Origin of the sequence: Kitasatospora sp. NPDC127060 (assembly GCF_042724935.1) — a bacterium.
Lineage (GTDB): Bacteria > Actinomycetota > Actinomycetes > Streptomycetales > Streptomycetaceae > Kitasatospora.
Genome location: NZ_JBHXEG010000060.1, coordinates 22,401 through 49,392 on the forward strand (window position 1 = coordinate 22,401; position 26,992 = coordinate 49,392).

The 26,992-nt window shown below is 73.9% G+C and carries 26 protein-coding genes; 17 read left to right on the forward strand and 9 right to left on the reverse strand.

Annotation, left to right across the window (positions count from 1 at the left end; translation table 11 throughout):
* The first annotated feature begins 271 nt into the window (after positions 1 to 271).
* From ACFWIS_RS28130 to ACFWIS_RS28155, 6 genes are read left to right on the forward strand one after another with little or no spacing between them, the layout of a single operon-like run.
* The gene (locus tag ACFWIS_RS28130) at positions 272 to 1,495 is read left to right on the forward strand and encodes a sedoheptulose 7-phosphate cyclase (protein WP_380459989.1); all 1,224 of its coding nucleotides are present in this window, start codon (positions 272 to 274) and stop codon (positions 1,493 to 1,495) included.
* Complete coding sequence (locus ACFWIS_RS28135) at positions 1,492 to 2,610, forward strand: ROK family protein (RefSeq protein ID WP_380459990.1); 1,119 nt, start codon at positions 1,492 to 1,494, stop codon at positions 2,608 to 2,610. Before ACFWIS_RS28130 ends, ACFWIS_RS28135 begins: the two co-directional genes overlap by 4 nt.
* Positions 2,607 to 3,845: an alcohol dehydrogenase catalytic domain-containing protein gene (locus tag ACFWIS_RS28140; protein ID WP_380459992.1), complete on the forward strand. Its 1,239-nt coding sequence runs from the start codon at positions 2,607 to 2,609 to the stop codon at positions 3,843 to 3,845. The genes ACFWIS_RS28135 and ACFWIS_RS28140 overlap by 4 nt, the downstream gene beginning before the upstream one ends.
* Complete coding sequence (locus ACFWIS_RS28145; RefSeq protein WP_380459995.1) at positions 3,842 to 4,630, forward strand: SDR family NAD(P)-dependent oxidoreductase; 789 nt, start codon at positions 3,842 to 3,844, stop codon at positions 4,628 to 4,630. The genes ACFWIS_RS28140 and ACFWIS_RS28145 overlap by 4 nt, the downstream gene beginning before the upstream one ends.
* Complete coding sequence (locus ACFWIS_RS28150; protein ID WP_380459996.1) at positions 4,627 to 5,442, forward strand: sugar phosphate isomerase/epimerase family protein; 816 nt, start codon at positions 4,627 to 4,629, stop codon at positions 5,440 to 5,442. The genes ACFWIS_RS28145 and ACFWIS_RS28150 overlap by 4 nt, the downstream gene beginning before the upstream one ends.
* 9 nt (positions 5,443 to 5,451) lie before the next feature.
* Positions 5,452 to 6,531, forward strand: coding sequence for an alcohol dehydrogenase catalytic domain-containing protein (locus ACFWIS_RS28155; protein ID WP_380459998.1), 1,080 nt, complete (start codon positions 5,452 to 5,454; stop codon positions 6,529 to 6,531).
* Here ACFWIS_RS28155 and ACFWIS_RS28160 read toward each other — a convergent pair whose 3' ends face one another.
* Positions 6,532 to 7,440 (reverse strand): DUF4232 domain-containing protein, encoded by a 909-nt coding sequence (locus tag ACFWIS_RS28160; protein WP_380460000.1) that lies wholly within the window; start codon positions 7,438 to 7,440, stop codon positions 6,532 to 6,534. It lies immediately after the preceding gene.
* Between the two features lie 297 nt (positions 7,441 to 7,737).
* Here ACFWIS_RS28160 and ACFWIS_RS28165 point away from each other — a divergent pair, with 297 nt between their 5' ends.
* Positions 7,738 to 9,015 carry a hypothetical protein gene (locus ACFWIS_RS28165; RefSeq protein ID WP_380460002.1) on the forward strand — a complete coding sequence of 426 codons (1,278 nt, stop codon included), beginning with the start codon at positions 7,738 to 7,740 and terminating at the stop codon, positions 9,013 to 9,015.
* A gap of 51 nt (positions 9,016 to 9,066) precedes the next feature.
* Here the strand turns inward: ACFWIS_RS28165 and ACFWIS_RS28170 are convergent, their stop codons facing one another.
* Positions 9,067 to 9,276, reverse strand: a complete 210-nt coding sequence (locus ACFWIS_RS28170; RefSeq protein ID WP_380460004.1) for a hypothetical protein — start codon at positions 9,274 to 9,276, stop codon at positions 9,067 to 9,069.
* A gap of 47 nt (positions 9,277 to 9,323) precedes the next feature.
* On the opposite strand from ACFWIS_RS28170, the gene ACFWIS_RS28175 reads away from it, so the two are divergent.
* Positions 9,324 to 9,524, forward strand: a complete 201-nt coding sequence (locus ACFWIS_RS28175) for a hypothetical protein (protein WP_380460006.1) — start codon at positions 9,324 to 9,326, stop codon at positions 9,522 to 9,524.
* A 65-nt stretch (positions 9,525 to 9,589) separates the two neighbouring features.
* On the opposite strand, the gene ACFWIS_RS28180 is transcribed toward ACFWIS_RS28175, so the two are convergent.
* On the reverse strand, positions 9,590 to 10,009 hold the full coding sequence (locus ACFWIS_RS28180) for a MarR family winged helix-turn-helix transcriptional regulator (protein ID WP_380460008.1): 420 nt from the start codon (positions 10,007 to 10,009) through the stop codon (positions 9,590 to 9,592).
* Between the two features lie 60 nt (positions 10,010 to 10,069).
* On the opposite strand from ACFWIS_RS28180, the gene ACFWIS_RS28185 reads away from it, so the two are divergent.
* Complete coding sequence (locus ACFWIS_RS28185) at positions 10,070 to 10,867, forward strand: alpha/beta fold hydrolase (protein WP_380460010.1); 798 nt, start codon at positions 10,070 to 10,072, stop codon at positions 10,865 to 10,867.
* 122 nt (positions 10,868 to 10,989) lie between these two features.
* Here the strand turns inward: ACFWIS_RS28185 and ACFWIS_RS28190 are convergent, their stop codons facing one another.
* Complete coding sequence (locus ACFWIS_RS28190; protein WP_380460012.1) at positions 10,990 to 11,340, reverse strand: beta/gamma crystallin domain-containing protein; 351 nt, start codon at positions 11,338 to 11,340, stop codon at positions 10,990 to 10,992.
* A gap of 473 nt (positions 11,341 to 11,813) precedes the next feature.
* Positions 11,814 to 12,860, reverse strand: a complete 1,047-nt coding sequence (locus tag ACFWIS_RS28195) for a terpene synthase family protein (protein ID WP_380460014.1) — start codon at positions 12,858 to 12,860, stop codon at positions 11,814 to 11,816.
* Between the two features lie 351 nt (positions 12,861 to 13,211).
* Between ACFWIS_RS28195 and ACFWIS_RS28200 the strand changes: the two genes are divergently transcribed.
* The 6 genes from ACFWIS_RS28200 (at position 13,212) to ACFWIS_RS28225 (ending at position 18,022) form a co-directional block, all read left to right on the forward strand.
* Positions 13,212 to 13,991: an SDR family oxidoreductase gene (locus ACFWIS_RS28200; RefSeq protein WP_380460016.1), complete on the forward strand. Its 780-nt coding sequence runs from the start codon at positions 13,212 to 13,214 to the stop codon at positions 13,989 to 13,991.
* A 69-nt stretch (positions 13,992 to 14,060) separates the two neighbouring features.
* Positions 14,061 to 14,645, forward strand: a complete 585-nt coding sequence (locus ACFWIS_RS28205) for a TetR/AcrR family transcriptional regulator (protein ID WP_380460018.1) — start codon at positions 14,061 to 14,063, stop codon at positions 14,643 to 14,645.
* Positions 14,646 to 14,721: 76 nt separating this feature from the next.
* Entirely contained in the window at positions 14,722 to 15,678 is a 957-nt protein-coding gene (locus tag ACFWIS_RS28210; protein WP_380460020.1) for an MBL fold metallo-hydrolase, read from the forward strand.
* Positions 15,679 to 15,794: 116 nt separating this feature from the next.
* Positions 15,795 to 16,004, forward strand: coding sequence for a hypothetical protein (locus ACFWIS_RS28215; RefSeq protein WP_380460022.1), 210 nt, complete (start codon positions 15,795 to 15,797; stop codon positions 16,002 to 16,004).
* Entirely contained in the window at positions 15,991 to 17,412 is a 1,422-nt protein-coding gene (locus tag ACFWIS_RS28220; RefSeq protein WP_380460024.1) for an amidase, read from the forward strand. Before ACFWIS_RS28215 ends, ACFWIS_RS28220 begins: the two co-directional genes overlap by 14 nt.
* Before the next feature lie 49 nt (positions 17,413 to 17,461).
* Positions 17,462 to 18,022 (forward strand): DUF2165 domain-containing protein, encoded by a 561-nt coding sequence (locus ACFWIS_RS28225; RefSeq protein ID WP_380460026.1) that lies wholly within the window; start codon positions 17,462 to 17,464, stop codon positions 18,020 to 18,022.
* On the opposite strand, the gene ACFWIS_RS28230 is transcribed toward ACFWIS_RS28225, so the two are convergent.
* Positions 17,937 to 18,659, reverse strand: a complete 723-nt coding sequence (locus tag ACFWIS_RS28230; RefSeq protein WP_380460028.1) for a DUF6296 family protein — start codon at positions 18,657 to 18,659, stop codon at positions 17,937 to 17,939. The genes ACFWIS_RS28225 and ACFWIS_RS28230 overlap by 86 nt on opposite strands.
* On the opposite strand from ACFWIS_RS28230, the gene ACFWIS_RS28235 reads away from it, so the two are divergent.
* Positions 18,586 to 20,115, forward strand: a complete 1,530-nt coding sequence (locus ACFWIS_RS28235) for an acyl-CoA synthetase (RefSeq protein ID WP_380460030.1) — start codon at positions 18,586 to 18,588, stop codon at positions 20,113 to 20,115. The two genes, ACFWIS_RS28230 and ACFWIS_RS28235, sit on opposite strands and share 74 nt — an antisense overlap.
* Before the next feature lie 37 nt (positions 20,116 to 20,152).
* Here the strand turns inward: ACFWIS_RS28235 and ACFWIS_RS28240 are convergent, their stop codons facing one another.
* Entirely contained in the window at positions 20,153 to 21,331 is a 1,179-nt protein-coding gene (locus ACFWIS_RS28240) for a helix-turn-helix domain-containing protein (RefSeq protein WP_380460032.1), read from the reverse strand.
* Between the two features lie 197 nt (positions 21,332 to 21,528).
* Between ACFWIS_RS28240 and ACFWIS_RS28245 the strand changes: the two genes are divergently transcribed.
* Positions 21,529 to 23,199 carry an FAD-binding dehydrogenase gene (locus ACFWIS_RS28245; protein WP_380460033.1) on the forward strand — a complete coding sequence of 557 codons (1,671 nt, stop codon included), beginning with the start codon at positions 21,529 to 21,531 and terminating at the stop codon, positions 23,197 to 23,199.
* Between the two features lie 13 nt (positions 23,200 to 23,212).
* Here the strand turns inward: ACFWIS_RS28245 and ACFWIS_RS28250 are convergent, their stop codons facing one another.
* On the reverse strand, positions 23,213 to 24,010 hold the full coding sequence (locus tag ACFWIS_RS28250; RefSeq protein WP_380460035.1) for a hypothetical protein: 798 nt from the start codon (positions 24,008 to 24,010) through the stop codon (positions 23,213 to 23,215).
* A 196-nt stretch (positions 24,011 to 24,206) separates the two neighbouring features.
* Positions 24,207 to 26,975: an SdrD B-like domain-containing protein gene (locus ACFWIS_RS28255; protein ID WP_380460036.1), complete on the reverse strand. Its 2,769-nt coding sequence runs from the start codon at positions 26,973 to 26,975 to the stop codon at positions 24,207 to 24,209.
* Positions 26,976 to 26,992: the final 17 nt, after the last annotated feature.

Sequence of the window (26,992 nt, forward strand, 5' to 3'; positions counted from 1 at the left end):
TGCCAGGCAACCGGTAAGAAATATGCATTTGAATGCATCTACTGTGATTGCTGTCACGTTGCGATGTATACGGATGGAGCACTAGCGTTCGATCCCACCAGGCGGACCGGCCGACACGTCCCCCCGCCGCGGCCCCGCACGGCCGCAGCGACCCCACCGGCCCCCGCCTGCCCCGCGCCGCCGCGGCGCGCCCGGACGGGCTTCCGGGCCACCGCCGGCCACGGCGATGCCGCACACTCCCCCGCTCGAGCACGCTCACGGAGGTTTCGTCATGTCTGGTACCGCACTTCCCCGCCCGACCGGCCTGAACCCGGTCGCCGATCTCCCCAAGCCGCCCGGCCTGCACTGGAACGTCCGCGCGGACCAACCCGTCGCCTACACCGTCAGCATGGTGCGCGGGCTGCTCGACCCCGAGAACCCCGCCCTCGCCCGCGCCGTCGGCGGCGGCCAGGGCCGCCCGGTCCGCTGCCTGCTCGCGATCGACTCGGTCGTCGACACCCTCTACCGCGAGCGCTTCGCCCGGTACTTCGACCACTGGCAGATCGACGCGACCCGGCAGGTCGTCCAGGGCGACGAGGACGCGAAGTCCCTGGAGCAGGCCGTACTGGTCACCGAGGCGATGTCCCGGATGGGCATCCTGCGCCGCACCGAGAAGGTCGTCGCCGTCGGCGGCGGCGTGGTCCTGGACATCGTCGGCTTCGCGGCGAGCATGTACCGCCGCGGCGTGCCCTACCTGCGCGTCCCCACCACCCTGGTCGGCCAGATCGACGCCGGCATCGGCGTGAAGACCGGCGTCAACCACGGCCACCACAAGAACCGCCTGGGCGCCTACTTCGCGCCCGAACTCGCCCTGATCGACCCGCACTTCCTACGCACCATCGACCCCCGACACGTCGCCAACGGCATCGCCGAGGTGATCAAGATGGCCCTGGTCAAGGACGCCGTCCTGTTCGACCTGCTGGAGGCCACCGTCGGCGCCATCACCCCCGACACCCTGGCCGGCTGCGGCTCGGCCGTCAGCGAGGTGATATCCCGCGCCATCTCCGGCATGCTCGACGAACTGGAACCCAACCTGTGGGAGCAGGTCCTGGAACGTTCCGTCGACTACGGCCACACCTTCAGCCCCTCCCTGGAACTGCGCGCCGACCCGCCGCTGCTGCACGGCGAGGCCGTCGCCGTCGACATGGCCGTCTGCCTCGCCCTCGCCCACCTGCGCGGACACCTCTCGGCGCACGACACCGACCGAGCCCTGAGACTCCTCCAGGGCTTCCAACTGCCCATCGCCCACCCGATATTCACCCAGGGGCTGTTGGAGGAGGCGCTCGCCGACGCGATCAAGCACCGCGACGGCCTCCAGCGCGTCCCGCTCACCCGGGGCATCGGCGCCGTCGTCTTCGCCAACGACCTCACCCCGGACGAACTCGGCCGGGCCCTGGAGTTCATCGGCTCCTGGACGGCGGGCGCGCGGGCCGGACTCGTCGGCGCGGCGGTATGAGCACGGACGCCACCGCCCCCGAGGGCATCACCGTCTTCGACGTCGGCGGCACCCACATCCGCCGGGCCACCTGGCTGCGCCACGGAGAGCTGCGGGCCCGCACCTCGCACCCCTCCCCCAGCTTCCGGCGCTTCCCCGCCGCCGGCGTCGCCGAACTCCAGGAGATGATGGTCCGGCAGCTGTGCGAGGCCGTGCCGCGCACCCCCGAGCCCGTCGTCGGCCTCTCCTTCGGAGCCGCGCTCGACCACCGCTCCGGCCTGGTCTACGCCTCCGCTCCGCTCTGGGGCGAGCACAGCGAGCCGTACGACCTCCGGGCCGCCCTCACCGCCCGCCGGGCCGACGTCCGCTGGCACATCGTCAACGACGTCACCGCCGCCCTGCTGCACGCCGCCGCGGCAGCCGACCGCAGCGCCCACCGCAAGGTGCTGCTGGCGACCGTCAGTTCGGGCATCGCCTGCCGGGTGATCGACCAGCGGCAACGCCGGGTCCCGGTGGACTGCTGCGGACTCCAGGGCGAGATCGGTCACCTGCCGGTCCACGCCGAACTGGCCGGGCGCCCGATCGAGCTGGACTGCGACTGCGGTCGGCCCGGCCACCTCGCCGCCTACGCCTCCGGCCCCGGCATCGCCCGGATGGCCGAGGCCCTCGCCCGCCGGGAGCCGACCCGCTGGGCGGCCTCCCGGCTCGGCCGGCTGACGGCCGGCGGCACGGGCTTCGAGACGGCGCTGCGCCAGGCCCTGGACGAGGAGGCCGGCCCGGACCAGCACGTCGTCCTGGACCAGCACGTGGACCCGGAGCAGCACGCGGGGCGGGCCGGGGACGGCCTCGCCGCCGAACTCCTCGACGCGGTGACCGCCCCGCTGGCCGACGTGCTGCGCACCGCGCTCTGCCTGGACCCCGAACTGGACGAGGTGGTGCTGACCGGCGGCGTCGTCCACGGCCTCGGCCACCACTACCGCCGCGCCCTGATGGGCCACCTCACCCGCGAGGGCCTCTACCTGACCAGCGAGCGCACCCCCGACTGGCTGGAGCGGCGGATCACCGTCACCGGCCCCGGCGAGGCCGACAGCCTCGCCGGGGCGGGGATCGCCGCCAGCGCCGGAGTCCCGGCATGACGGCGGCCGAGCCCACCCCCGCCGACCGGACCCGCACCAAGCAGACCCGCACCGACCGGACGCGCACCGACCGGACCCCCGCCGACCGGACGCCCAGTCACCGGGCACTGGTCCGCGAACCGGGCGGCGTACGGCTGCGCCTGCGCCCCACCCAGCGGCCCGCGCCCGGCGAACTGCTGGTCGCCACCCAGGTCGCCGGCCTGTGCGGCACCGACATCCAGATGCTGCGCGGGCTGCGCGACGACCCGGCGCCGGTGATCGGCCACGAGGGCATCGCCCGGGTGATCGCCGCCGGTCAGGGCGTCCCCGCCGCCCTGCGCCGTCCGGGCACCCCCGTGGTGGTCAACCCGACCCACCGGTCCGACCTGTCCTTCCTGCTCGGGCACACCGTCGACGGCCTGCTGCAGGAGCGCACCCTGGTCCCCGCGACGGCCGTCCGGGGCGGTCTGGTGGTGCCGCTGGAGCGGACACCGGACCCGGTGCTCGGCGCCCTGATCGAGCCGCTGGCCGCCGTCCGCTACGCCCTCGACCTGCTGGCCACCGCCCGTCCGCGCACCCTGGTGGTCCACGGCGACGGGACGATCGGGCAGCTCGCCGTCCGGGCCGCCCGGCAGCGGCTCGGCGCGGACCTCCGGGTCGTACTCGTCCACCACACCCCGGCCGGGCTCGCCTGGAGCACCCAACAGGCCGTCCCCGGCGTCGAGTTGACGATCGGCGCGGCGCCCCCGGCGCTCCCCGGGCCGATCGCGGTCCTGCTCGCCACCCCGCGCGACGCCACCCTGGACGCGCTCGCCGCCGCCCTGCGGCTGGGGAGCGGCGAACCGACCGCCGAACCGACCGGCGAGCTGACCGTCAGCCTGTTCGGCGGCCTCCCGCCCGGCGCCGCCAGTCCCGACCTGCCCGGCGTCGACCTGGCCGCCGTCCGGGCCGCCAACTGCGCCGGGCAGCCCGTCCCGTACGCCTTCACCACCGCGCGCACCGCCGACGGCCGGCCGGTCCGGCTGACCGGCCAGCGCGGCGTCGGCAACCACCACCTCGCCGAGGCAGCGGCCGAGTTGTGCCGGCGCCCGGAGACCCACCGCGGCCTGGTGACCCATGTCGTCGACCCCGCGGAGGCCGCCCGGATCATGACCGGTCTGGCCGCCGGCGGCGGGCGCGCCGTCGCCGGGCGCCGGCTCGTCAAACTCGCGGTGCGCTTCGCCCCGGCGCCGCCCACACCCCTGGAGACCTCGTGACCGCACCTGACCGCAACCGCCGCCGCGCCCTGGTGGTCGGCGGGTCCACCGGCATCGGCCGGGGTGTCGCCGACGCCTGGGCCGCCGAGGGGCTCGACGTCACAGTGCTCAGCCGCTCCCGGCCCGCCGGGCCCGGGGCCGATCTGCTGCGCTGGGCGGCCACCGACCTCACCGACCCCGACCGGGTCGCCGAGCACCTCTCGCTCGCCGCCGCCGAACCGCTGCACGCCGTCTGCTACTCGGCGGTCCACTACGGCGACCGGCGGACGCTCTTCCGGGAGTGCACCGAGGCCGAGTGGCGCCGCCAGCTCGACGTCAACCTCAACGGCCTGTGGCTGACCGTCTCCTGGACCATCCCCGCGCTGCGCCGCACCGACCGCCCCGGGGTCTTCCTCGGGGTCTCCTCCGAGGTGGTCTACAACGCCGGCCCGGGGCGCTCCGGCTACGCCGCCACCAAGGCCGCCGCGGCGGCCCTGCTCGACTCCGTCGCCCAGGAGGAGTGCCCTGGGGCGCCCGGCACCGAGGCCCTGCGGATCGTCCAGGCCCTGCCGGCCGGCATGGTCGACACCCCCGGCATCCGGCGCCGGCGCCCCGACGGCTTCGACTACAGCGCCTACATGCGCCCGGCGAGCTTCGCCCCGCTCGCCCGGGAGCTGGCCGCGACGGCCGGGGCCGGACTGCACGGCGCCCACCTGGTGGTCGACGCCGAGGGCGGCTGGTCCCCGGTGAGCGAGCGGCTGCCGGTCTCGCAGAGCCGCCCCGTCCCCGCCGGTGCCGGATCGTGACCGCCGCCCCGCTGTTCGGACCGGCCGGCTGGCGGCTGCCCGCAGGCCACGTCGACGCCGTCGAACTGGCCCACCGGGCGGGGGCCGACGGCCTCCAGCTCGACCTCGGCGGCCCCGGCCGGGGGCCGTGGCTCGACGCGCCGGGCACCCTCGAACGGATCCTGGACGCCTGCGCCCGCCACGGGGTGCGTCCGCTCGCCGTGGCCGGCAACACCCTCAACGACATCGGGCTGCACGCCCCGACCGGCAGTCAGGACGCACTGCGGGCCCGCCACGTGCTGATCCGGGTGCTGGACGCCGCCCAGGCACTCGGCGCACCGCTGGCCTTCGTGCCGAGTTTCCGCCGCAGCGCCATCACCGACCGCCCGGAGCTGGCGCGGACGGCCACCGTACTGGCCTGGGCGGCGGCGGAGGCCCGGGCCCGCGGACTGCTGCTGGCCAACGAGAACGACCTCGACCCGCTCCGCGCCCGCGACCTGGTCGAGCGGGTCGCGGCGGACGGCTTCCGGCTGCTGCTGGACACCTACAACCCCCGGGTCGCCGGGGTCGACGCGGTGGCCCTGGTCGAGGCCGTCCACCCCTGGCTCGCACCCCAGGTGCACCTCAAGGACGGCACCGGCGGCAGCGTCACCCAGGGCCTCCTCGGCGACGGGGACGGCCCCGTCCGGGAGGCGCTCGCCGCCCTCGCCGCGCACGGGTTCACCCCCGAGGCGCTGGTCCTGGAGAACGACTACCGCGACGGCGACCCCGCCCGCCTCGCCCGGGACCTCCACCGCGCCCGCACCCTCCACGCATCCGCCTCGCACCCCTGAGGAGCCGAAGTGCCGAACCTCCCGGCCGAGTACGTCACGACCACCCTCCGGGACGGCGTGGTCAGCCTCGGCGCCCGTCCCTTCCCGTACGACGCGCTGCGCGCCGACACCGTCCTCATCAAGCCCAGCCACCTGGGGATCTGCCGCGCCGACGCCAAGGAGATCCTCGGCTCGCGCGACGTCCCGGAGGACCGCGGCCCGCTCTTCGGCCACGAACTCGTCGGCACCGTCGCCTTCGCCGGCGCCCGCACCGGCTTCCGGGAGGGCGAACTCGTCACCCTCAACCCCAACATCACCCCCACCCGCACCACCGGCTTCGCCGAGTACGTCTTCGTCCACGGCACCGAGGCCCAGCTGGACCAGGCCGTGGTGCGCGTCCCCGAGGCGGACATCCGGGCGGACGTCTGGATGCCCGAACCCTTCGCCTGCATCGTGCACGCGCTGCGCAAGGTCCTCCAACTGACCGACCTCGCCGACCTCCGCGGCCGGCGCGTCGCGGTCCTCGGTGCCGGCTGCGCCGGGCTGACCTTCGCCCTGTACGCCCGGCACCTGGGCGCCGCCTCGCTCGCCGTCTTCAACCGCGGCGAGGCCCGCCGAGCCTTCGCCCGGCAGCAGGGCCTGCTCGCCGAGGACGAGATCCACCCGCTCACCGACGCCCGGGCCGAGCGGCACCGGGGGCGGTTCGACCTCGTGATCGTCGCCCCCACCATCGCCACCACCGAACTCCTGGACACCGCCGCCGACCTGGCCGCCGACGGCGCCGTCCTGCTCGTGTACGGCGGCACCCGCAAGGGCGACACCTTCCCGCCCGGCCGGGCCGACGTCGACGCCATCCGCCGCCGGGAACTGATCGAGCCGGTCGAGCACCACGGCAAGTGGCTGCGCATCGCGGGCGCCTACGGCTGCCGCCGCGAGGACTACGAGGAGGGCTTCCGGCTGCGCGCCCGACACCCGCACGCCTTCCCGCTGGAGAAGCTGACCTCCCACCGGATCGGCCTGGCGGCCTTTCCCCGGCAGATCACGGACATCGCGGCGGAGGTGACGGACTTCCCCGGCAAGGTGATCATCGACCTCGCTCCGGTGGGCTGATCAGCCCACCGGCGGCCTGGTCGCCGGCGGCTGCCCGTCGTCCCCGACCCAGGCGCCGACCCCCAGCCGCCCGGTGGTGCCCAGGTCCAGCTCCGGAACGACCATCACGGGCGCGGCCCCCGGCGCCACGCGCACCCGGACGTACGGGGCGTTCGCCGGGTCGCCCGCTCCCGCCTCGCTGGTGTTGCGCCACACCAGCGAGCTGCGGGCGCCCTCCCCCGGCTCCAGCGCGATCGCCCGCGGCGGCTCGTCCGCACCGGTCCCGCTCGCGATCTGGGCACCGCCGCGCAGGATCCGCACCCCGTCCACCGGCTGGTGCGCCAGGTCGAGCAGTTGCAGCTCCGGGTAGCCGTTGACGGTCACCGTGGCCGTCCCGCAGTTGCGCAGGTGCAGCCCGACCACGCGCAGCCCCATCGCCGCGTCCCCGTCGTCCACACTCACCCGTACCCCGGAGGCCGGGCACGGACCGCCCGTCCGCGAGGCCTCGGCGCTCGGCACGCTGCGCACCTTGAGGACCTTCAACCCCGGTGCGGTCCGCTCCAGTTCGACCCTCCCCTGCTCGGTCGCCCCCGGCGCCAGCCCCTCCACCGTCCTGGTCACGTTCTCCATCGCGCCCCCGGACGCCCCCGTCCGGCTGAACACCACCGTGATGTCCGACTCCTCGCCACCCCTGTTGGTCACCTCGTACGCGGCGCACGCCCGGTTCACCGCCGTGATCCGCACCCCGTCCTCCGCCACCGCCGTCGGCGAGGCCGACACCACCCCGCACGGCCCGGCACTCCCGGACGCCGAAGGCCCCCCGGCCGCCCCCACCACCTGGCTCCCGCACCCCACCAGCAGCACCCCGGCCGCCACCCCGGCCACCCCCTGCCGCACTCGCAACGCCCCGGCCCTCTCGAAGTCACCCATCCGACCATCCGACCACGAACCACCCCGCCCCACCGTGACCCACACCACTCCCCCTGCAACAGCCCGGCAACACTCCGCCCCCCGGAGGGACCGCTTCCCCGGCTGCACCACCGATGCGACGCGTCGCGACGGGTTTCTCGTCCGTACTCCGTCCTCGTCTCCCGCTTCCGACCGGTCCCCGGTCGCCGGCGACCAGGTGCTTACCCGCTCTGCCGTCGCAAGGTCGGCGGACCACTGCCGGAAGAGCTGGGCGTGCTGCCCGAGCGCCCCCTCCAACTCCGTTGTACCCGCCGTCTGATGACGGTTGCCGTCCTCGCGAGGCCTCCGTCGGAGAATCGGCCAGCGGGCGCACTGTTCGCCCTGTTCGATCTTGCGCCGGCTGACACGCTCCAGGCCGAAATACGCGCCCCCGCGGTCGCCAGGAATAGGATGACGGCCGATGAATGCCCGATCTCCGCAGGAGGCCCGGACGTGAAGAAATCAACCGACGGGGAGTCGCCTCGGGAATCCGCAGAGGGATCAGGCCGACGCAGATCCAACAACGGGCTGGGATTCCTCATCGTCTACGGGAACAGAAATCTGGCCGGCAGCGGACTTACCGTCGAGGGGGATCCGAATGCGGGGAAACCCAGGAGCACGGACTCACCTCCCGAGCTTGCCGATGATTCAGCCCTCGGCAAGGTCAAGAACGGATTGGGGTTCCTCCTCGCGGCCTTTGCCGCACTGTTGAACGTCCTGGGCCTGCAGAGCTCCGAGCTCTCATCGGTGCTGCGCAACGAGCCGCGCCAGGCCGCGATCGCGGCCTCCCTCCTGGCCGGAGCACTGGCGGCCGCGGCAGCCAGCATCTTCATCCCGAACAAGACCTCGGTCTCCGCGTACTGGATCCCGGTCACTGCCGCGTGCCTGGTCGGCATGACGGCTTTGGTGATCGACGCGATCCGGATCCCTGGAGTGTCGTCCGGCGCGGACGGGGAACTGGCGGGATTCTCCGCCGGCGGCCTCGTGCTTGCGACTGTCGCCGCCGTGGCCGTCGTGAGGCGACACAAAAAGACTCCGAGAGCTTCCGTCACATCAATTCTTCTGATCTGCTCAGTAATCCTGCTGTCCCTCGCAGGGTTCGCGGCCGCCCGGGTGGAGACGAGCAGCCAGGTGAACTCCACGCACCCTCAGATTTCGGCAGTCATCAGGCAGGCCGATTCCCGGTCGACCGTCTCGATTTCCTTCAGCGCCTCCAAGCTCCGAGATGAGGAACAGATCGGAATCGTGGTGCGCGGAGTCCCTCGCGCCATGGATCTGAGCGCAAGGTGCAAAGGGAGTCCCCGGGTCGACACATGCCTTGTCAGCAAGGTGTGCGCATATCAGGACGACCCGTGCGAGATGATTGCCAGCGGGCCGCTCAAGCCCGATGCGACCGGTGCCGTCAAGGCGGATGTCGAGGTCCCCTTCCCGGTTTCGGCCTACCAGTTCATCGACATCAGGGCGACGCTTTGCCAACTTGACGCCGGTTCACAGAACTGCAAATACAGGAACAAAGACGCAGTGCTCTTCCTCAGTGTGCCTCCGGCCCCTTCTTGACCGGTCGTGCGACGGGTGACGTACGCGGACCCCGGGCGACCGAACGGCGGATCAACGGGTGCCGGCGTGCACGGCGGTGGTCACCAGGGGGGTGCAGTGCACCGTGAAGCGGCCGCCGCGGGCGTCGATGGCACGGGCGGCCGCGCCCAGGACCTCGGCCAGCCGATCGGGACGAAGCCGGCTGAGGCCGCCGGTGGCGGGCAACGGGTCCAGCCACGGGTCGCGCGTGCAGGACCGCTCACGCTCTTCCAGCAACCCCACGACCGACGGCATGAGGGTTCGACGTCACCGTGAGCACAACCGGTTCAATGCCGACCGGCTCTCGTCGTCCGCGGCGCGGCAGATCATCAACCGCCGGTCTGGATCCTGGAACCGACTTCACCGCCTCCCAACTGGCCCGCCCGGACGAGGCCAGCGCGATCGAACTCGGCTTCCCGCACGACGTGCTCGCCGGCGACAGGAGGCGCGCGGTGACCCACGGCGACATGAAGGTCGAAACCCGCCGCTGATACCCGACGAGCCCCGGGGCAGCACTACCGCCGCCCCGCCCAGCGGCCACCGTCCGAGCGGACCCTCAGACGTCCTGCTCCTCGGTGAGGCGCCGCAGGAGACCGAGCAGGGTCGCACGGTCCGTGTCGGGCAGGGCGGCGAAGCACGAGGCGAGCACCTCGTCGGCGACCCGGTGGCCGACCGTCAGCAGCTGCTCGCCCGCCGGCGTGAGGTGGTGCTCGATGCGCCGGCCGTGGCCCGGCCGGCGCTCGACGAGGCCCTGGGCGGTGAGGCGGCCGACGAGCGTGCCGAAGGCCTGCTCGGTCTGGAACGTCGCCGCAGCCAACTCGCGCCCCGAGGCCCCGGGTGAGCGGCTGATCGCCCGCAGGGCGTCCCACTGGGCCAGCGTCGTACCGGCGGCCGAGAGCGCGCTGTCGAGCGCCCGGTGCTGACGGTACTGGGCCTGCTTGACCGCTCTGCCGAGTTCTTGCAGCTCATCATGCATGGGTCGAGTCTACGCCAATCCAAACTAGCTTATATAAACATCCTTAGTTACTCTGGGGGCATGACCCCGGACACCACAGCCCCGTACGCGGACCTGCCCCTCACCCTCACCGAGGCCGGAGCGGGCAGGCCGGTCCTCATCCTGCACGGAGGCGGCGGCCCCGCCACCGTCGCCGGACTCGCCCGACACCTCTCCGCCCACACCCACACCATCACCCCGGTGCACCCCGGCTGGGACGGCACCCACCGCCCCGCCTGGCTCACCGGCATAGCCGACCTCGCCCGTGCCTACCTCCACCACCTCCACGGCCGCGGACTGCGCGACGTCCTCGTCATCGGCTCCTCGCTCGGGGGCTGGACGGCCGCGGAGATGGCCGCCGGGGACGACGCCGGCATCATCACCGGCCTCGTCCTGATCGACGCCGTCGGCGTACGGATCGAGGGGGAGCCGATCACCGACCACTTCGGCCTCGACGCCCGCGGCCTCGCGGAGCACTCCTGGCACGACCCGGACCGGTACTACCTGGACCCCGCCCGCCTCCCCGCCGACGAACTCGCGCGCAGGCAGGCCAACACCGCGACCATGCGCCTCCTCGCCGGCGACCCGTACATGCACGACCCCGAGCTGCTGGGCCGACTCGGCCGCGTCCAGGCACCCACCCTCCTGCTCTGGGGCGCTGCCGACCGCATCGTCACACCCGCCTACGGCGCCGCGTACGCCGAGGCCTTCGGCAACGGCCGACTGGAGATCGTCCCGGAGGCCGGCCACCTCCCGCAGATCGAACAGCCCGAAGCCACCCACGCCCTGATCGACGCCCACCTCCGGCGCACCGGCACCCGCCACGGATCCTCCGCCTGAGGGCCCGGCGGCGTACGGCGCCCGGGCACGGCAGTGGCCGGGCGCGCCCGGGCCGGGCGCGGCCGGGCCGGGCGCGGCCGGCCTCGGCGCTGCCGCGGGGGGTGAGCGCCCCCCCTGGAAGGTCAGAGGATTTCGATGTCCTTGACCTTCGGGGGACGGTTCGGGTACGAGATGTCGGTCCAGCGCGGGATCTTGACCGAGTCCCCGTTGGCGTCGTAGTAGATCAGGTCGTTGTTACCGGTGGAGATGCGGTCGACCCACCAGCTGCCGAAGGACATCCGGCCGGCGTTCGCGTAGCAGTCCACGCTGTTCCTGCCGTCGCTGTGCGACCAGATCTTCAGGAAGTTCTCCCCGCCCCTGCACTCGACGTGGTCGATGGCGTAGGCGTTGGACGGCACGGCCACGGTGAAGGCGGCCGCCGCGGCGAGCGCGGCGGTCAGGGAGCTCACGATCTTCTTCGTCTTCGAGAACACGGATTCTCCTCAGTCGAATTCATGCGAGTCGATCGAGTCATTCGGATCGCATCGAAATGCCGAATCGGGAATCCACGCCGCGGTCCGCCTCCGGATGCGTCGTACCCGACCAGACTCACCGTGCCCGCCGGACGGGTCAATCGAATCCATCGTGGACCGACCACGTGTCGGCCGGATCCCTCCGGGCCGCCCGTGCGGAGCGGGTCCGCTGGTGCGGACGGGGCGCGGGTGGCCACCCCGCGAACCATCCGAACCATCGCTCCCAATGGCGGCGCCCGTCCCACTCGCCCCGCCCTGAGCTGGGACGACGCCTCAACCACCGGCCGTCGGCCGGCCCACCGGCAGCGAGCGTGCGGGGGCCGGACGGCGGGCGGACGGCGGCCGGGTCGATCCGGCCGGCACCTGACGGCGCGGGAGGCGCTCGGTGGGCGCACAACCTATCCTCCGCTCCGATCGGCGCAGCCTCGCGCCGGCTACCGGGGAGTGAAGACGTCCACCCCGGTAGCCCCCGCCGCCGCCCCCGCCGCACCGGGCGCACCGGTCGGCACGGGCACCGCCTCCGGGTCCGGCCGGTAGCGCTCGGCGCGGGCGTGGTACTCGAAGTCGCCGCGCAGCAGGGAGCGGTGGTGCTCGGCGTAGAGCTGGACGGCAGCGCGGATCGGCTGGGTGGCGCCGGCCGCGGCCAGTTGCGCGGGCAGCTGCCGCTCGGCGCTGACGGCCCGTTCGACGCAGGCGGCCCGCAGGTCGTCGACCCGGGTGACGGCCTCCTGGACCGTCCCGCCCCGGTGGTGGCGCAGCACGAAGACGGCGTTGTGGTAGTAGCCGGCCGCGCCCTCCTTCCGTGCCGAGCAGATGTCGTTGTAGAGGGCGATGTGGTCGACCACCGCGCCGCGCAGGGCGACCAGTGCGGGCAGGCGGCGCACGTGGTCGGGCAGGTCGATGGCCGGCGGGGTCTCGAAGAGGTCCAGGAACATCCCCATGCCGATCGAGTGCCGGCGGTGGGTGAGGTAGTCCTCGGGGAGCGGGGTGTGCCCGGCGGCGCGTTCCACGGCCTCGCGCCAGTACGTCCACAGCCAGGAGGTGACGTCCTCGCGGAAGGTCTGGTGCCAGGACGGCGAGCGACCGGCCCGGGTGCGCCGCCAGAGGTCGGCCAGGGCGAGCGCCGCCGGGCTGGTGGGGCGGCGGCCGCCGGTCAGGACGCCGGTCAGCTCGTCGATGGCCGCCCGGCTGCGGGCGAGGTCCTGGCCGCAGCCGTCGTCGTCGAAGGCGTCGTCGACGACGAACGCCCAGAACGTCCACTGGCAGCGCAGCGCGAGCGGCCCCACCTCGGCGGTCGGGTCGGTCAGCGCGCACCACAGCTCGGACTGGGTGCGCAGCATCCGGCGGCGCACCTCGGGCGAGGAACAGAGGCCGAACTCCTCGGCCCAGGCCCACATGCGTAAGCCCGCCTCGTCCTGGTGCGGGTTGCCACCGGTGGCCGGGAAGGGCATCCGGAAGGCGGGAAGGGTGATCTGGTCCATGGCGCGCGTGCTCCTGTCTGGTCGGGACGGCAGTGCGGCCGTGGAACCTTCCGACAGTTTGTTCCCCCTGTCCAGCGCGGGTCGTGCCAGATACCCGCCTGGGTATCCACCCAACCCGCGCCCGCCGTCCGCCCGGCCAGCACCGGCCAGCACCGGCCAGCACCGGAGGCAACGAACTGCTGCCGCACCGCAGTTGAACACCGGCAGAACCTCCCCACAGCGTCGGCACCACAGTCGGGCGGCGGCATCAGCCCCGTGGCACCGGGCATGCATGAGGGGTCGTCCGGCACCGGGCCGTGACGACCCGGCACCGGCCGCGGCATCGACCGGACGCACGAGGAAGTGGCGGGCATGGGCGAACTGGACGGCAGGACAGCACTGGTGACGGGCGGGTCGCGCGGAATCGGACGGGCGGTCGCACTGCGGCTCGCGGCCGACGGGGCACTGGTCGCGGTGCACTACGGCGGCGACGCGGAAGCCGCCGCCGAGACCGTGGGGCTGATCGCCAAGGCCGGCGGCCGGGCGTTCGCGGTGCGGGCCCGGTTCGGCGGGAGCGACGGGTTGGACCAACTGTTCGGGGGCCTCACCGCCGGGCTGGCGGAGCACGGCGAGGACGGGCTGGACATCCTGGTCAACAACGCGGGCATCCACCTGGCCGGTTCGATCGGTCAGATCACCGAGGAGGAGTTCGACCGGGTGATGGCGATCAACGTGCGCGCGCCGCTCTTCGTGATCCAGCGATCCCTGCCGCTGCTGCGGGACGGCGGGCGGATCGTGAACGTGGCTTCGGCGGCCACCCGGATCGGCTCCCCGCTCCAGATCGGCTACACCGTCAGCAAGACGGCACTGGCGGCCCTCGCCGCGCCGCTCGCCAACGAGCTCGGCCGGCGAGGGATCACCGTCAACACCGTCAACCCGGGGGTGATCCTCACCGACATGACCTCCGAGTGGACGAGCGCCCCGCCGGCGATGGCCGGACTGGAGTCGATCACCGCACTGGGCCGGATCGGCGAGCCCGAGGACGTCGCGGACGTCGTCGGCTTCCTGGCGGGCCCCCGGGGCCGCTGGGTGACCGGTCAGACCGTCGACGTCTCCGGCGGCACCTACCTCGGCCCGATCCCGCCGGCCTGAGCGCCTCTCCCCCGGGTGTCCCAGCTGTCCGCTCCGCCAGACGCAACTTCTTCGCATTAAGCTGGGTGCATGAGTTCCCGAGCGACCACACGCCCCGGCGGGCGCAGCGCCCGCGTCCAGCAGTCCGTGCACCAGGCCGTCCGTGAGCTGGGGGCGGAGCTGGGGCGGGAAGCGCTCACCGTGCCGCTGATCGCGGCCCGCGCGGGGGTGACGCCGTCGACCGTCTACCGGCGCTGGGGTGACCTGCGGGAACTGCTGTCGGACGTGGCCGTCGAGCGGTTGCGCCCCGACGCCCCGCCGGCCGACCACGGCAGCCTGCGGGCGGACCTGGAGGCGTGGGCCGTGCAGTTCGCCGAGGAGATGTCGTCGACGGCGGGCCGCACCTACCTCCGGGACGCCCTGTTGGGCGACCCGGAGCAGGGCAACGCGGCCCGCTGCTCCGACTACGCCGTCGAGCAGTTGAAGGCCGTCGGGGTGCGCGCGGCCGGGCGGGGGGAGGCCGTGCCGGACGTGGAGACCCTGCTGGACGTCATCGTCGCCCCGCTGATGTACCGGATCCTGTTCCGCTCCTCGGAGCTGTCCAGGGCCTACACCGACCACCTGGTCGCGGCGGCGCTCGGCCGCGCCACGCCTCCCCTCGCACCTAAAAGCTAAACATTTGCGTTTGGAAGCCCGGGGTCCTTAGAGTGCTTGACGCAAAGCATTCGCCTCAAGGCTCAGAGGTGCTTCCATGACCAGCGTCACCGCCCCGCCGTCCCGCCCGGCCACCCCTGCCGGCCCGGCCGCCCCCGCAACCAGCACGGGATGGCTCCTCGGCGGCATCGCCGTACACCGCGTCGACGAGCTCGAACTGCCGCGGCAGACCGGCCCCTGGCTGCTGCCGGACGCCACCGGGGACGTGCTGGACCAGGCGCCCTGGCTGCGCCCCGACTTCGCCGACGCCGACGTCCCCCGTCTGGCGAGTCACAGCTTCGCGGTGGAGGCCGGCGGGCTGCGGATCGTCGTGGACACCGGCATCGGGAACGCCAAACCGCGCGCCAACCCGGCCTGGCACGGCCTGGACACCGACTTCCTGGAGCGCCTGACGGCGGCCGGCTTCCCGCCCGAGTCAGTGGACCTGGTGATCACCACGCACCTGCACACCGACCACGTCGGCTGGAACACCCGCCTCACCGGCCGGGACTGGGCGCCCACCTTCCCCAACGCCCGCTACCTCACCAGCCGCACCGAACGGGACCACTGGGCCGCCACCGACCTGGACGAGGCCCGCGCCCAGATGTTCCGCGACTCCGTGCACCCCGTCCGCGACGCCGGGCAGTACGACGCCGTCGCCGTGCCCGAGCAGGGGCACGAGGTCGCACCGGGCGTCCTGCTCGTCCCCGCCCCGGGCCACACCCCGGGCCAGGTCGCGGTGGAACTGCGCGGCGGCGACCGCCGGGCGCTGATCACCGGCGACAGCATCCACCACCCCGTGCAGCTCTCCCACCCCCAGGTGAGCAGCTGCGTCGACACCGACCCGGCCCAGGCGGTCCGCACCCGCGCCCGGCTGCTGGACACCCTGGCCGACACCGACGCGCTGCTCCTGGGCACCCACTTCCCGCGGCCCACGGCCGGCACCGTCCGCCGGGAGGACGGCCGCTACCGGCTGCTCGCCGAGCCGGCCGCCGAGATCCCGACCGCCGCCTGATCACCCGGCGGCGCCGCCCGGCACGATCACCCTCGGACCGCGCCACCCCGGCCTCGCCACCCCCCGGCCGCGCCACCATCGGCCGCGCCACCATCGGCCAAGAAGGAGCGCCAACCATGCCTGCCGCCGACCTCACCCCACCCGAGGCAGCCCGCTGGGCCGCCCGCGCCGGACTCGCGCTCCCGGCCGAGCGCCACGCCGCGGTCGCCGCGGTCGCCGACCACATCCACAGCGTCGTCTCGGTCCTGCGCGAGCTGGACTTCGCGGACGTCCCGCCCGCCGCCACCTACCACCCCGCACCGGAGACGCACCATGCCGCCGTATGACCAAGCGCATGAGCAGCCGTCCGAGCAGCCGTACGAACTGTCGCTCGCCGCCGCCGCGGACGCGATCCGCGCCGGGCGACTGTCCCCCGTCGAACTGGTCGACTCCGTCCTGGAGCGCATCGAGGCGACGGAACCGCACCTCGGCGCCTACGTCACGGTCACCGCCGAGCACGCCCGCCGGGCCGCGGCCGAGGCCGAACACGAGGCGGCGCACGGCCGTTACCGGGGGCCGCTGCACGGCATCCCGATGGCGCTCAAGGACCTGATCGACGTCGACGGGATGCCCACCACCGCCAGCTCCCGGGTCCGCGCCGACCACCGGGCGACGGCGGACAGCACGGTCGCCGCGCGGCTGAGCGCGGCCGGCGCGATCCTGCTCGGCAAGACCCACACCCACGAGTTCGCGTTCGGCCTGACCACCCCGCAGACCCGCAACGCCTGGGACCGCAGCCGGATCGCCGGCGGCTCCAGCGGCGGCTCCGCGGTCGCCGTCGCCTCGGGCGCCGCGACCTTCGCCCTGGGCACCGACACCGGCGGGTCGATCCGGGTGCCCGCCGCGCTCAACGGAGTCGTCGGCCTCAAGCCGACCTACGGCCTCGTCCCCCGACACGGCGTCACCTCCCTGTCCTGGTCCCTGGACCACGTCGGCCCGCTCACCCGCACCGTCGAGGACGCGGCCCTGGTCCTCACCGCACTGGCCGGGCACGATCCGCGGGACCCCGCCTCGCTGGCCGTCCCCGCCGCGCACTACCGGCCCGGCGCCGGAACGGACCTGACGGGGCTGCGCGTCGGCGTGCCGCGCACCTACTACTTCGACCGCGTCCATCCGCAGGTGGAGGCCGCCGTCCGGCACGCCGTCGGACAGCTGGAAGCCCTGGGCGCGCGGCTCGTCGAGGTCGACATCCCGATGGCCCGCTACATCCACGCCACCCACTGGGGCCTGATGGTGCCGGAGGCCGGCGCCTACCACGAGGGCAGCCTGCGCGCCGTCCCCGAGCTGTACCAGGACGACGTCCGCATCCTCCTGGAGGCAAGCGAGTTGATGAGCGCCGGCGACTACCTGCGCGCCCAGCGCGCCCGCACGCTCATGCGCTCCGAGTGGGCCCGGATGCTGGAGGAGGTCGACGTGATCGCCGCCCCGAGCGTCCCGATGACCGCGGTCAGGGCCGACGAGACGACGCTCAGCTGGCCCGACGGCACGGTCGAGGACGTCTCCGACGCCTATGTACGCCTCTGCGCCCCCGCCAACATCACCGGAGTGCCCGCTCTCACCGTCCCGGCCGGCCGCGACGCGGCGGGCCTGCCGATCGGCCTGCAGCTGCTCGGCCGGCCCCTCGGCGAGCCCACCCTGCTGCGGGTCGGCCACGCCTACGAGCAGACCGGGCCGGCCGGCGCACTACCGGCCTGAGCGGGTCGGCACCGCCGGCCAACTCTTCCCAGGCGCTAGCCTGTTCCGCATGCCGACCACCCGCCCCGCAAGCCCGCGCCCCTCCACCCGCGACCGTCTGCTCGCGTTCGGCACCCTGCCCGCGGCGGCGGCCGTGCTCACCGGGGTGAACGCGCTCTACCTGCTGCTCGTGGTCTTCGGGAACGTCACCGACTTCGGCACCAACCAACAGTTCGTCCAGCACGTGCTGGCGATGGACACGACCTTCCGGGACCGGGACCTGATGTGGCGCTCCGTCACCTCCCCGGGCCTGCAGAACGCGGCGTACGTCGCGATCATCGCCTGGGAGGCGCTGAGCGCCGTGGTGCTGACGGCGGGGGCGCTCGCCTGGTGGCTGCGGCCGGAGCTGGCGCGCCGGCTCAGCAGCCTCGGCCTGCTGTTGATGCTGCTGCTCTTCGGGGCCGGTTTCATCGGGATCGGCGGCGAGTGGTTCGCCATGTGGCAGTCGAAGGCGTGGAACGGCCTGGACGCGGCGATCCGCAACGTCACCCTGGCGGGGCTGGCCCTGGTCGTGGTGCACCTGCCGCACCGCGCAGCCACCCCGTCGGAGGCAGCCACCCCGTCTGAGTGAGAGCAACCGCACCGGCCGCGCTCACGCCGTCGGCACGGCCAGGTCGGACGCCGGGCACGGCCCGGTCGGGCAGCGGCACGGCGTGCAGGCAGGGGTGGAGCGGGGCACCGCCCGCTGTCGGGTCCGGAGCCGTCAGGACGGTGGCCACCTCGCCGGTGATCTCCACCCGGAGGTCGCCGTCGAGACTCTCCCAGACCGGCCCGCCGCCGGGCCCCGGGGCGTCGGTGGCGTACACCACCACGACGGCCGGCGGCGCGTGGCCGCCGATCGGTCCGGGCAGGGTCACCGCGTAGCGGCGTTCAAGGCTCTTCATGGCCGGCCTCCTGGTCGGAACTCCCCGCCCGTATCGTCGATTCTCCTCCGGACCAGGGCCGTCGTACACGAACGGTGTGCGTCTTGACGCCATTCGGCGGGTGCCCGTGGCAGCCGCCCGGGATCGGGGATCACCCGTCGCGCCTACCCGGCCCCGCCCACTCCACACCCCGGAGCCCTGGTGCGTGCCGTCCGGAGTGGGCAGGCTGCTGCTGCACCCGCCGCCCGACCACGGAAGCGAGACCGCGAGCATGATCGAGGACCCCCGAGCCGGCACCGTCGACGGGCTGCTGCGCCGCAGCGCCGGCCGCACACCCGACCGCATCGCGCTCACCTTCGGTGACCGCGGCTGGACGTACCGGCAGCTCGACGAGGCGGTCAGCCGGGCGGCCGGGCACCTGCTCGGGCTCGGCCTGCGCCCCGGCGACCGGGTCGCCGCGTACGGGCGCAACTCCGACGCGTACGCGATCGCCTTCCTCGCCTGCGCCCGGGCCGGACTGGTGCACGTCCCGGTCAACCACGCCCTCACCGGCGAGGAGTTGCGCCACCTGCTCGGCCAGTCCGGCAGCCGTGCGGTGCTCGGCGACCCGGCCCTGACCCCGGAGGTCGAACGGGTCCGGGACGGGCTGGGCGTCGAGCACGTGGTGCCGCTGCGGGACGACCCGGCCGGACTGCTCGAAGCCGCGCTGGACGGCCCGGTGCCCGAGCTCGGCACCGGAGCGGCCGACACCGACCTCGCCCAGCTGCTCTACACCTCCGGGACCACCTCCCGACCGAAGGGCGCGATGATGCCCCACCGCGCCCTGGTGCACGCGTACCTGTCGAGCATCCACGCCCTCGACCTGCGCGCGGACGACCGGCCGCTGATCTGCATGCCGCTGTACCACTCGGCCGGCCTGCACGTCTTCCTGCTCCCCTACCTGGCGGTCGGCGCCTCCGTCCTGCTGCTGGAGGCACCCGACATCCCCGAGCTGCTCCGGCGGATCGAGAGCGACCGGATCGGCTCGCTGTTCCTGGCGCCGACGGTGTGGGTGCCGCTGGCCAACCACCCCGACCTGGACCGGTACGACCTCTCCTCGCTGCGCAAGGCCCAGTACGGCGCCTCGGTCATGCCGGTGGCGGTGCTCGACCGGCTGCGCGCCCGCTACCCGGGGGTGGGCTTCTACAACTGCTTCGGCCAGTCCGAGATCGGCCCGCTGGCCACCGTGCTGCGGCCGGAGGAGCACCCGGACCGGCCCGCCTCCTGCGGCCGCCCGGTGCTGTTCGTCGAGACCCGGATCGTCGACCGGGACGGCGCCGAGGTACCGCCCGGTACCCCGGGCGAAATCGTCTACCGCTCCCCGCAGTTGTGCCTCGGCTACTGGGAGGCGCCGGAGCAGACCGCCGAGGCGTTCAAGGACGGCTGGTTCCACTCCGGGGACCTCGTGGTCGCCGATCCGGAGGGGTACCTCACCGTGGTCGACCGGATCAAGGACGTCATCAACACCGGCGGGGTGCTGGTGGCCTCCCGGGAGGTCGAGGAGGCCCTCTACGGCCACCCCGCCGTGGCGGAGGTCGCGGTGATCGGCGCGCCCGACCCGAAGTGGATCGAGGCGGTCACCGCGTTCGTCGTGCTGCGGCCCGGCTCCGCCGCGCCCACGGCGGCGGAGCTGATCGCCCACGTCCGGAGCCGGCTCGCACCGTTCAAGGCGCCGAAGAGCGTCGTCTTCGTCGCCGAACTGCCGCGCAACCAGAGCGGCAAGCTGCTCAAGCGGGAGCTCCGGGGTCAGCTGGCGCACTGAGGTCGAACCCGTCTCCCCCCGCGGAGCGGCCGGTCGGCTAGCAGGCGTCGGCCTTCCCGGCGGGAGCGGCCAGCAGGGCGGTCTGGAAGACGAAGCGGTTCCACGGGGTCCGCGGGTCCCGGCCGGTGACGGCGGCCAGGCGGCGCAGCCGGTAGCGGACGGTCTGCGGGTGGAGGTGCAGCCGGGTGGCCGCGCCGGCGGCGCCGTCGGAGTAGATCACGGTGTCGAGCGTCCGCCGGGTGGTCTCGTCCTGCGCGAGGTGGCCGAGGACGGACTCGGCGACCCGGGCCGGGTCGGCGTCGGGGTGCCCGGTCACCAGGGCCACCACCTCCAGGTCGCCGCGGTCGAGCATCCGGCGCTCGGTCCACACCAGCGGCGAGGCGTGCCGGACGCCGTGGGCGGCGATCCGGTAGGCGCGCGGCGCGGTGGCGGCGGTGACACCGGTGAGCAGGGCACCGGTGAGCCCCTGCCCGGCCGCCAGGCGGTCCAGCGCGGCCGGGTCGACGGCCTTGGCCAGGGCGACCCCGAGACCGTCCATGGTGGTGTGCAGCGTGGTGAGTTCGAGGTCGGCCGCCTCGCCCGCGGCCCTGGCCACCAGGGCCGCGGTGACCAGCGCGGCCGCCCGCTCCGCGTCGTCCGGTGCGCCGGCCGCCGGGGAGAGCACCATCAGGTCGAAGGCGGCCGGCAGCTCCGCGTCGAGTTCGCGCAGCCGCGCCCGCAGGGTGCCGGGGTGGCTCTGCCGGCCGAGCAGCAGGTCGGTGAGCAGTCCGCGCAGGGCGTGCTCGCGGTCCTCGCTGAGGCTGCGCCCGGTGGACTCGTAGCCGTCGAAGATCGCCTCGGAGGACTGGTCGAGCACGGTCAGCCAGACCCGGGCGAGCGCGCTGAGGTCGCGCACGGTGACGGCGTCGGCGAAGCGCTCGCCGATCCGCTCGAAGAAGGTCAGCGCGGCCACCCGGTAGGCGCGCAGTACGGCCGCCAGCGGGCGGGCGTCGCGCGCCCGGACCGCGCCGACACCGCGGAACATCCGGATGTCCTCGGCGCCCAACGCGCCGTCCACGGACCAGAGTTCGAGCACCCGGCGGAGCGTCCAGACGATGATCGAGCGGACCTCCTCGAGCTGACGGGCGTCGAGGTTGGCGTAGGCGGGGATCTCCCGGGCGATCGCGGTCATGAAGGCGTCGACCATGTCCGGCTCGTCCGCCAGGATCAGCGCCACCGCGCCGGACCGGTCGGACCGGGGCTCGACCGCACCGGACGCCGACGCGCCCCCTACCGATGGGCCTTGTGCCGATGGCACAGTCTTCTTCATCACCACCTGACAAGCCTAGTGCCGGCGCCCACGGCCCGCCCGTGACCATGGGACGGCACGGCCGTCGCACCCGGGCGACGGCGACTGCCCCGGAGGAGAACCGCATGCCGTTCCAGCCTGAGGTGATCGTGGTCGGCGCCGGCCTGGCCGGACTGGTGGCCACCCATGAGCTGGCCAGGGCCGGCCGGCGGGTGCTGGTGGTCGAGCAGGAGAACCGGCGGAACCTGGGCGGCCAGGCGTTCTGGTCGCTCGGCGGACTGTTCTTCGTCGGCAGCCCCGAGCAGCGCCGGGCCGGGATCAAGGACTCCCTGGAGCTGGCCCGGCAGGACTGGTTCGGCTCGGCGGGCTTCGACCGGCTGGACGACGAGGACCACTGGGGCCGGCAGTGGGCCGAGGCCTACCTGGCCTGGGCGGCCGGCGGCAAGCGCGGCTACCTGCGCGAGCTGGGCCACCGGGTGGTGCCGCTGGTGGGGTGGGCCGAGCGGGGCGCCGGCTCGGCCACCGGCCACGGCAACTCGGTGCCGCGCTTCCACATCACCTGGGGCACCGGGCCCGGCGTGGTGGAGGCGTTCCTGCGCCCGGTGCTGCGGGCGGAGCGCGGCGGGCTGGTGCGGTTCGCCTTCCGGCACCGGGTGGACGAGCTGCTGACCGAGGAGGACGGCACCGTGGTCGGCGTCCGGGGTGCGGTGCTGGCGCCGGACGACTCCGGGCGCGGGATCAGCTCCTCGCGCGCGGTGACCGGGCCGTTCGAGGAGCGGGCGGCGGCGGTCGTGGTGACCTCCGGGGGCATCGGGCACAACCACGCCCTGATGCGCGCCAACTGGCCCACCGAGCGGGTCGGGCCGGCCCCCGAGCACCTGATCTCCGGGGTGCCCGCCCATGTCGACGGCCGGATGCTGGCCATCACCGAGCGGGCCGGCGGCCGGGTGGTCAACCGCGACCGGATGTGGGCCTACACCGAGGGCGTCCACAACTGGGACCCGGTCTGGCCGGACCACGCGATCCGGATCCTGCCCGGCCCGTCCTCCATGTGGTTCGACGCCGAGGGACGCCGGCTGACCGGCATGTCCGGGGTGCCGGGCGCCGACTCGATCGGCGCGATGAAGCAGATCCTGGCCACCGGCCACGACTACTCGTGGTTCGTGCTGACCCAGTCGATCATCGAGAAGGAGTTCGCGCTCTCCGGCTCGGAGCAGAACCCCGACCTGACCGGCCGTGACCTGAAGTTCGCGGTGCGGAGCAGGCTGGCGAAGGGCGCCCCCGGCCCGGTGGAGCGGTTCAAGCGGCACGGCGTGGACTTCGTCGTGGCCCGGACCCTCCCCGAACTGGTCGCCGCCATGAACGGGATCGCCCGCGGCCCGAAGCTCGACCCGGCCGACATCGAGCGGCAGATCGTCGCCCGCGACCGGGAGTTGGGCAACGAGTTCAGCAAGGACGTGCAGGTGATGGCGATCCACAACGCCCGCCGCTCGCTCACCGACCGGATCGCCCGGGTCGCCAAGCCGCACCGGATCCTCGACCCGGCGCACGGCCCGCTGATCGGCGTGCGGCTCAACATCCTGTCCCGGAAGACCCTCGGCGGCCTCCAGACCGACCTGGACTCCCGGGTGCTCGGCGCCGACGGCGCGCCCGTCCCCGGCCTCTACGCCGCCGGCGAGGTGGCCGGCTTCGGCGGCGGGGGCGTGCACGGCTACAACGCCCTGGAGGGCACCTTCCTGGGCGGCTGCATCTTCTCGGGGCGGGCGGCCGGCCTGGCGATCGCCCGGGGTCGCTGATCCCCGGTGACCGTCAGCCGGTGAGCCAGGGGGCCTCGGGGAGCTTGGCGTCGGGGTTGCGGCCGGTGAAGTCCACGGTGGTCGGTGTGCCCAGGCCCGCCATCCGCATGGTGACCCGGCGCAGGGCGCCGTCGGCGTCCACCCAGTAGGTGAGCGGGGAGCGGTTGCCGTCCGGTGCGGCGCCCTGGGCGCGCGGGCCGGCGAAGCGGTCGTAGCCGCGACCGTCGATGCGGTCCTGGCCGAGCCAGCGGGCGCCGGACTGGGCGAGCAGCAGCGGGTTGTCCGGGCGGTCGGCGCCGACCTGGGTGAGCAGTTGGAGGCCGGCGTCCAGCGGGTCGGCGGTGTACGAGCGCGGGGACCAGCCGCTGCGCGGCACGCGTTCGGCCTGCTCCCAGGCCGGGCTCCGGTCGCCCGCCGGTTCGGGGGCCAGGCCCAGGCCGCCGGCGTCCCAGATCACCAGGCCGTGGTCCATCTCGCCGCCGCCGGCGCCGGTGGACCGGTAGCGGCCGACGCCCCGGTGGGTGCGGTAGTCCACGACGCCCTCGACCCGGATCCGCACGCCCCCGCCCTCGTCGGCGGTGAGCACCACCCCGACCGGGCTGGCCTGGTAGAGGTTCAGCCGGGACACCGCCAGCCGGGCCGCCTCCTCGGTGGTGACCGGGCGTTCCGTGGCCCCGGCGGAGACGGCCTGGTACGCGACGAACCCCCCGGCCACGGCGGCGCACACCGCGGTCGCGATCAGTGCCGTCAGCCAGTGGGGCCGGCGGCGCCGGGGCGGGCGGGCGGCGGCGGCCTTCGTCTTCCGGGCCATGCGGTGATGTTCTCCGATCCGTCGTTCGGGGCGTGCGCGCCCTCGGGAGTGGCGCGGGGGTGGTCGGCGGTGGTGCGGGGGTGGTGCGGGCCGGGCCGGTCGGGCACGGGAACCGGGCGGGTTCGCGGTCCTCGCGGTCCGCGGACCCGCCCGGTCCGGGTGCCGCCCCGTCAGGACGGGGCGGCAGGGGCGACGGCTACCGGTGCTGGGCCCGGCGTCGGCGCACCAGCACGAACAGTGCCGTGCCGAGGGCGATCAGCGCCGCGGCGCCGGTCGCGATCAGCGGCATCCCGCTGTTCGCCCCGGTGTGCGGCAGTTCGCCGCCGGGAGCGGGAGCCGGTGGGGCCGGCGTGCTCGGCGGGGTGGTCGGGGTCGGCGTCGGGGTGGGCGTCGCCGACGCGGTGGGCGTCGGGGTGGGGATCAGCTTGTTGACGGCCGTGACGCTGACCCCGTCCTCCAGGTTGTCGGCGGTGAGCACCAGCGGTCCGAAGACCGTGTTGTCGGGCGCCGAGTAGCCGTCGGGCGGGCTCAACTCCTGCCAGTAGTACGTCCCGGGCACGCCGGTGCCCTGGCAGATGCCGTCCTTGCCGGTCGTGCAGGGGTCACCGACGGGCGTGTCCGGCTTGGTCCCGCTGGCCTGCAGGCCGTCGGTGCCGTTGGTCTCGTGCCACAGCTGGAACTTGGCACCGGCCAGCGGCTTGCCGTCCTGGTCGTTCTTGACCAGCTTCAGCGCGCCCTCCTGCTGGCGGTAGCCGAAGTCGAAGGTGTGGTCGTTCTCGCCCGGTCCGCCGGTGGTCAGCGCCCGTTCGGGGAACTTGGCGCCGGCGGGGACGATGCCCTTGGAGTCGATGAAGTGGTTGTCGCCGACGTCGTGGTCCGTGGGCACCCAGTGGTACAGCGGGCCGCCCTTGGCGTAGTCCGCCGGGTTGTCGATGCGGATGGTGTACTTGGTGTGCGGCTTGAGGCCCCCGGCGACGTCGCTGTCGTCGAAGTAGTACTCGCCGCGCGGGGTGGTCTTGGTGGTGCCGACCACCTTGCCCGACTCGTCGTAGAGGTTGACGGTGGCGCCCTTGACCGGGGTCTGGCCCGGGTTCTGGATGCCCTTGCGCTCGGGGTCGTACCAGACCCGGTTGCCGATCTGCAGCGGCGCCTGGTCACAGAGCACTTCGAGGTCACCCATGGCCGCGCCCTTGCCGAACGGCGAGCCGGTCCCCGCCGGGGTCAGCCGCAGGCCGAACTTCGGGTCGTGGGTGCCGTCGACGCGCTCCATGAAGGAGGTGCCGTAGCCGACCGCCGTGTGGTCCGGGTCGAAGGCGGAGGCCGCGACGGTGCTCTCGACCTTGGACAGGGCGATGCCCGCGAACACCGAGTTGTGGTGGCCCACCTCGTCCCAGCCGGTGGCGAAGAACCGGGCGCCGCGGACGGTCTTGCCGCAGCCGAGGTTGACGTCCATCACGTACTTGCCGTTCGACGGGCAGGCCTTGTTCAGGTCGCCGCCGGACATCACGGTGGCCGAGTTGGGCGCCGGGGCGCCCGGGCCGCGGTCGGCGAAGCGGTCCTTGAAGGCCAGCAGCATCGAGCCGTCGGTCTCGAACAGGATCTCGCCCAGCTCCGGTTCGGGGAACGCGATGGTGGTGTTGCCGCAGACCTTGCCGTTCTGCGAGGACGGGAAGGTGCTGGTCCACGGGAACCAGCCGGCGCCGTCACACGGGCCGGTGCCGACGGTGGACTGCCGCGGGTAGTCCAGCGGCTGGTCCAGCACCGGCTTGCCGAACGCCCCGGTGCCGAGGTCGAACGGCAGGACCAGCGCGCGCACGTCCGTGAGCTTGCCGGTGGACTCGCCGGAGCAGACCCCGCCGAGGAAGCCGGTGCCGTCCTGCAGACCGAGGCCGTACGGCCGCCAGTCGCCGGCCGACGGGCAGCCCGGGTCCGGGATCGGGTACGAGGCCTTCGGCGCCGAGGCCGTCGGCGCGCTGGCGTCGTAGCGGTAGAGCTTGCGGTCGTTCAGGTTGACGACGAACAGGTCCTTGCCGTCGTCGGTGATCTTGATGCCGCCCAGGCTCTCCTTCCCGGCGACGTCGAGGAAGGCGTCGTCCGTCCCCGGCCCGTGCGCGGTGCTGCCCGCGTTCGGCACGGTGGTGAAGACGTTCGTCTTCTTCGTCGCCAGGTCGGTGACGTAGATCCCGCCGGAGCCGCCGGGGCCGTAGTCGGTGGTGCGCTTGGCCGTCGCCGCGGAGAACACCCGCTTGTCGGCCTTGTTCCAGGCGATGCCGAAGATCGTGCCGGTGTCGGCGTCGGTGGCGAGGTTGGTCGCCACGACGTCCTTGCCGGGGCCCTCCTGCCCGCGCGAGCCGTACGGGAAGGACACCAGGGTGCGCTGGGTGCCGCCCTGGTAGGTGGCCGTCTGGCAGGCGGTCACCAGCGGCGCGTTCTTCTGGCAGTAGTCCGCCGGGTTCCAGAGCCCGGTGGTGTAGGAGACGTTCTTGCCCCCGCTGAGGTCGACGAACTCCTCGTTGGAGCTGAGCTGGTTCGGCGCGCCGTCCAGGCCCTGGCGGGAGGCGAAGGCCGGGAAGAGCACGCCCGGCTTCGGGTTCACCACCTGGACCCGGTACTTGCCGCCGGTGGCCTTGCTCGTGGCGGGCGACAGGGTGACCGTGCCGTCCGCCGCCGTGGTGCCGTCGATCGAGACCCCGGCGTCGTCGGTGAGCGTCACCTTGACGCCCGCCATGTTCGGCTCCAGCGCGGGCGTCCACGTGCCGGAGTTGTCCACGGCCCGGATCACCCGGACCGTGACGGTGCCGTCGCCGGGCTGCGAGACCGCCGACGGGACCACCGCCAGCGAGCTGCTGCCGACGACGATGGCGAGCGCCGCGACCCGGCCGACGGCCCGGCGACCGGGCAGACCCGACCGTGACCGGCCCGGGCCGCGCGCGGCGCCGTTCGTCAGTTCATTCGTTGTTTTCATCCCTGCTCTCATCATCC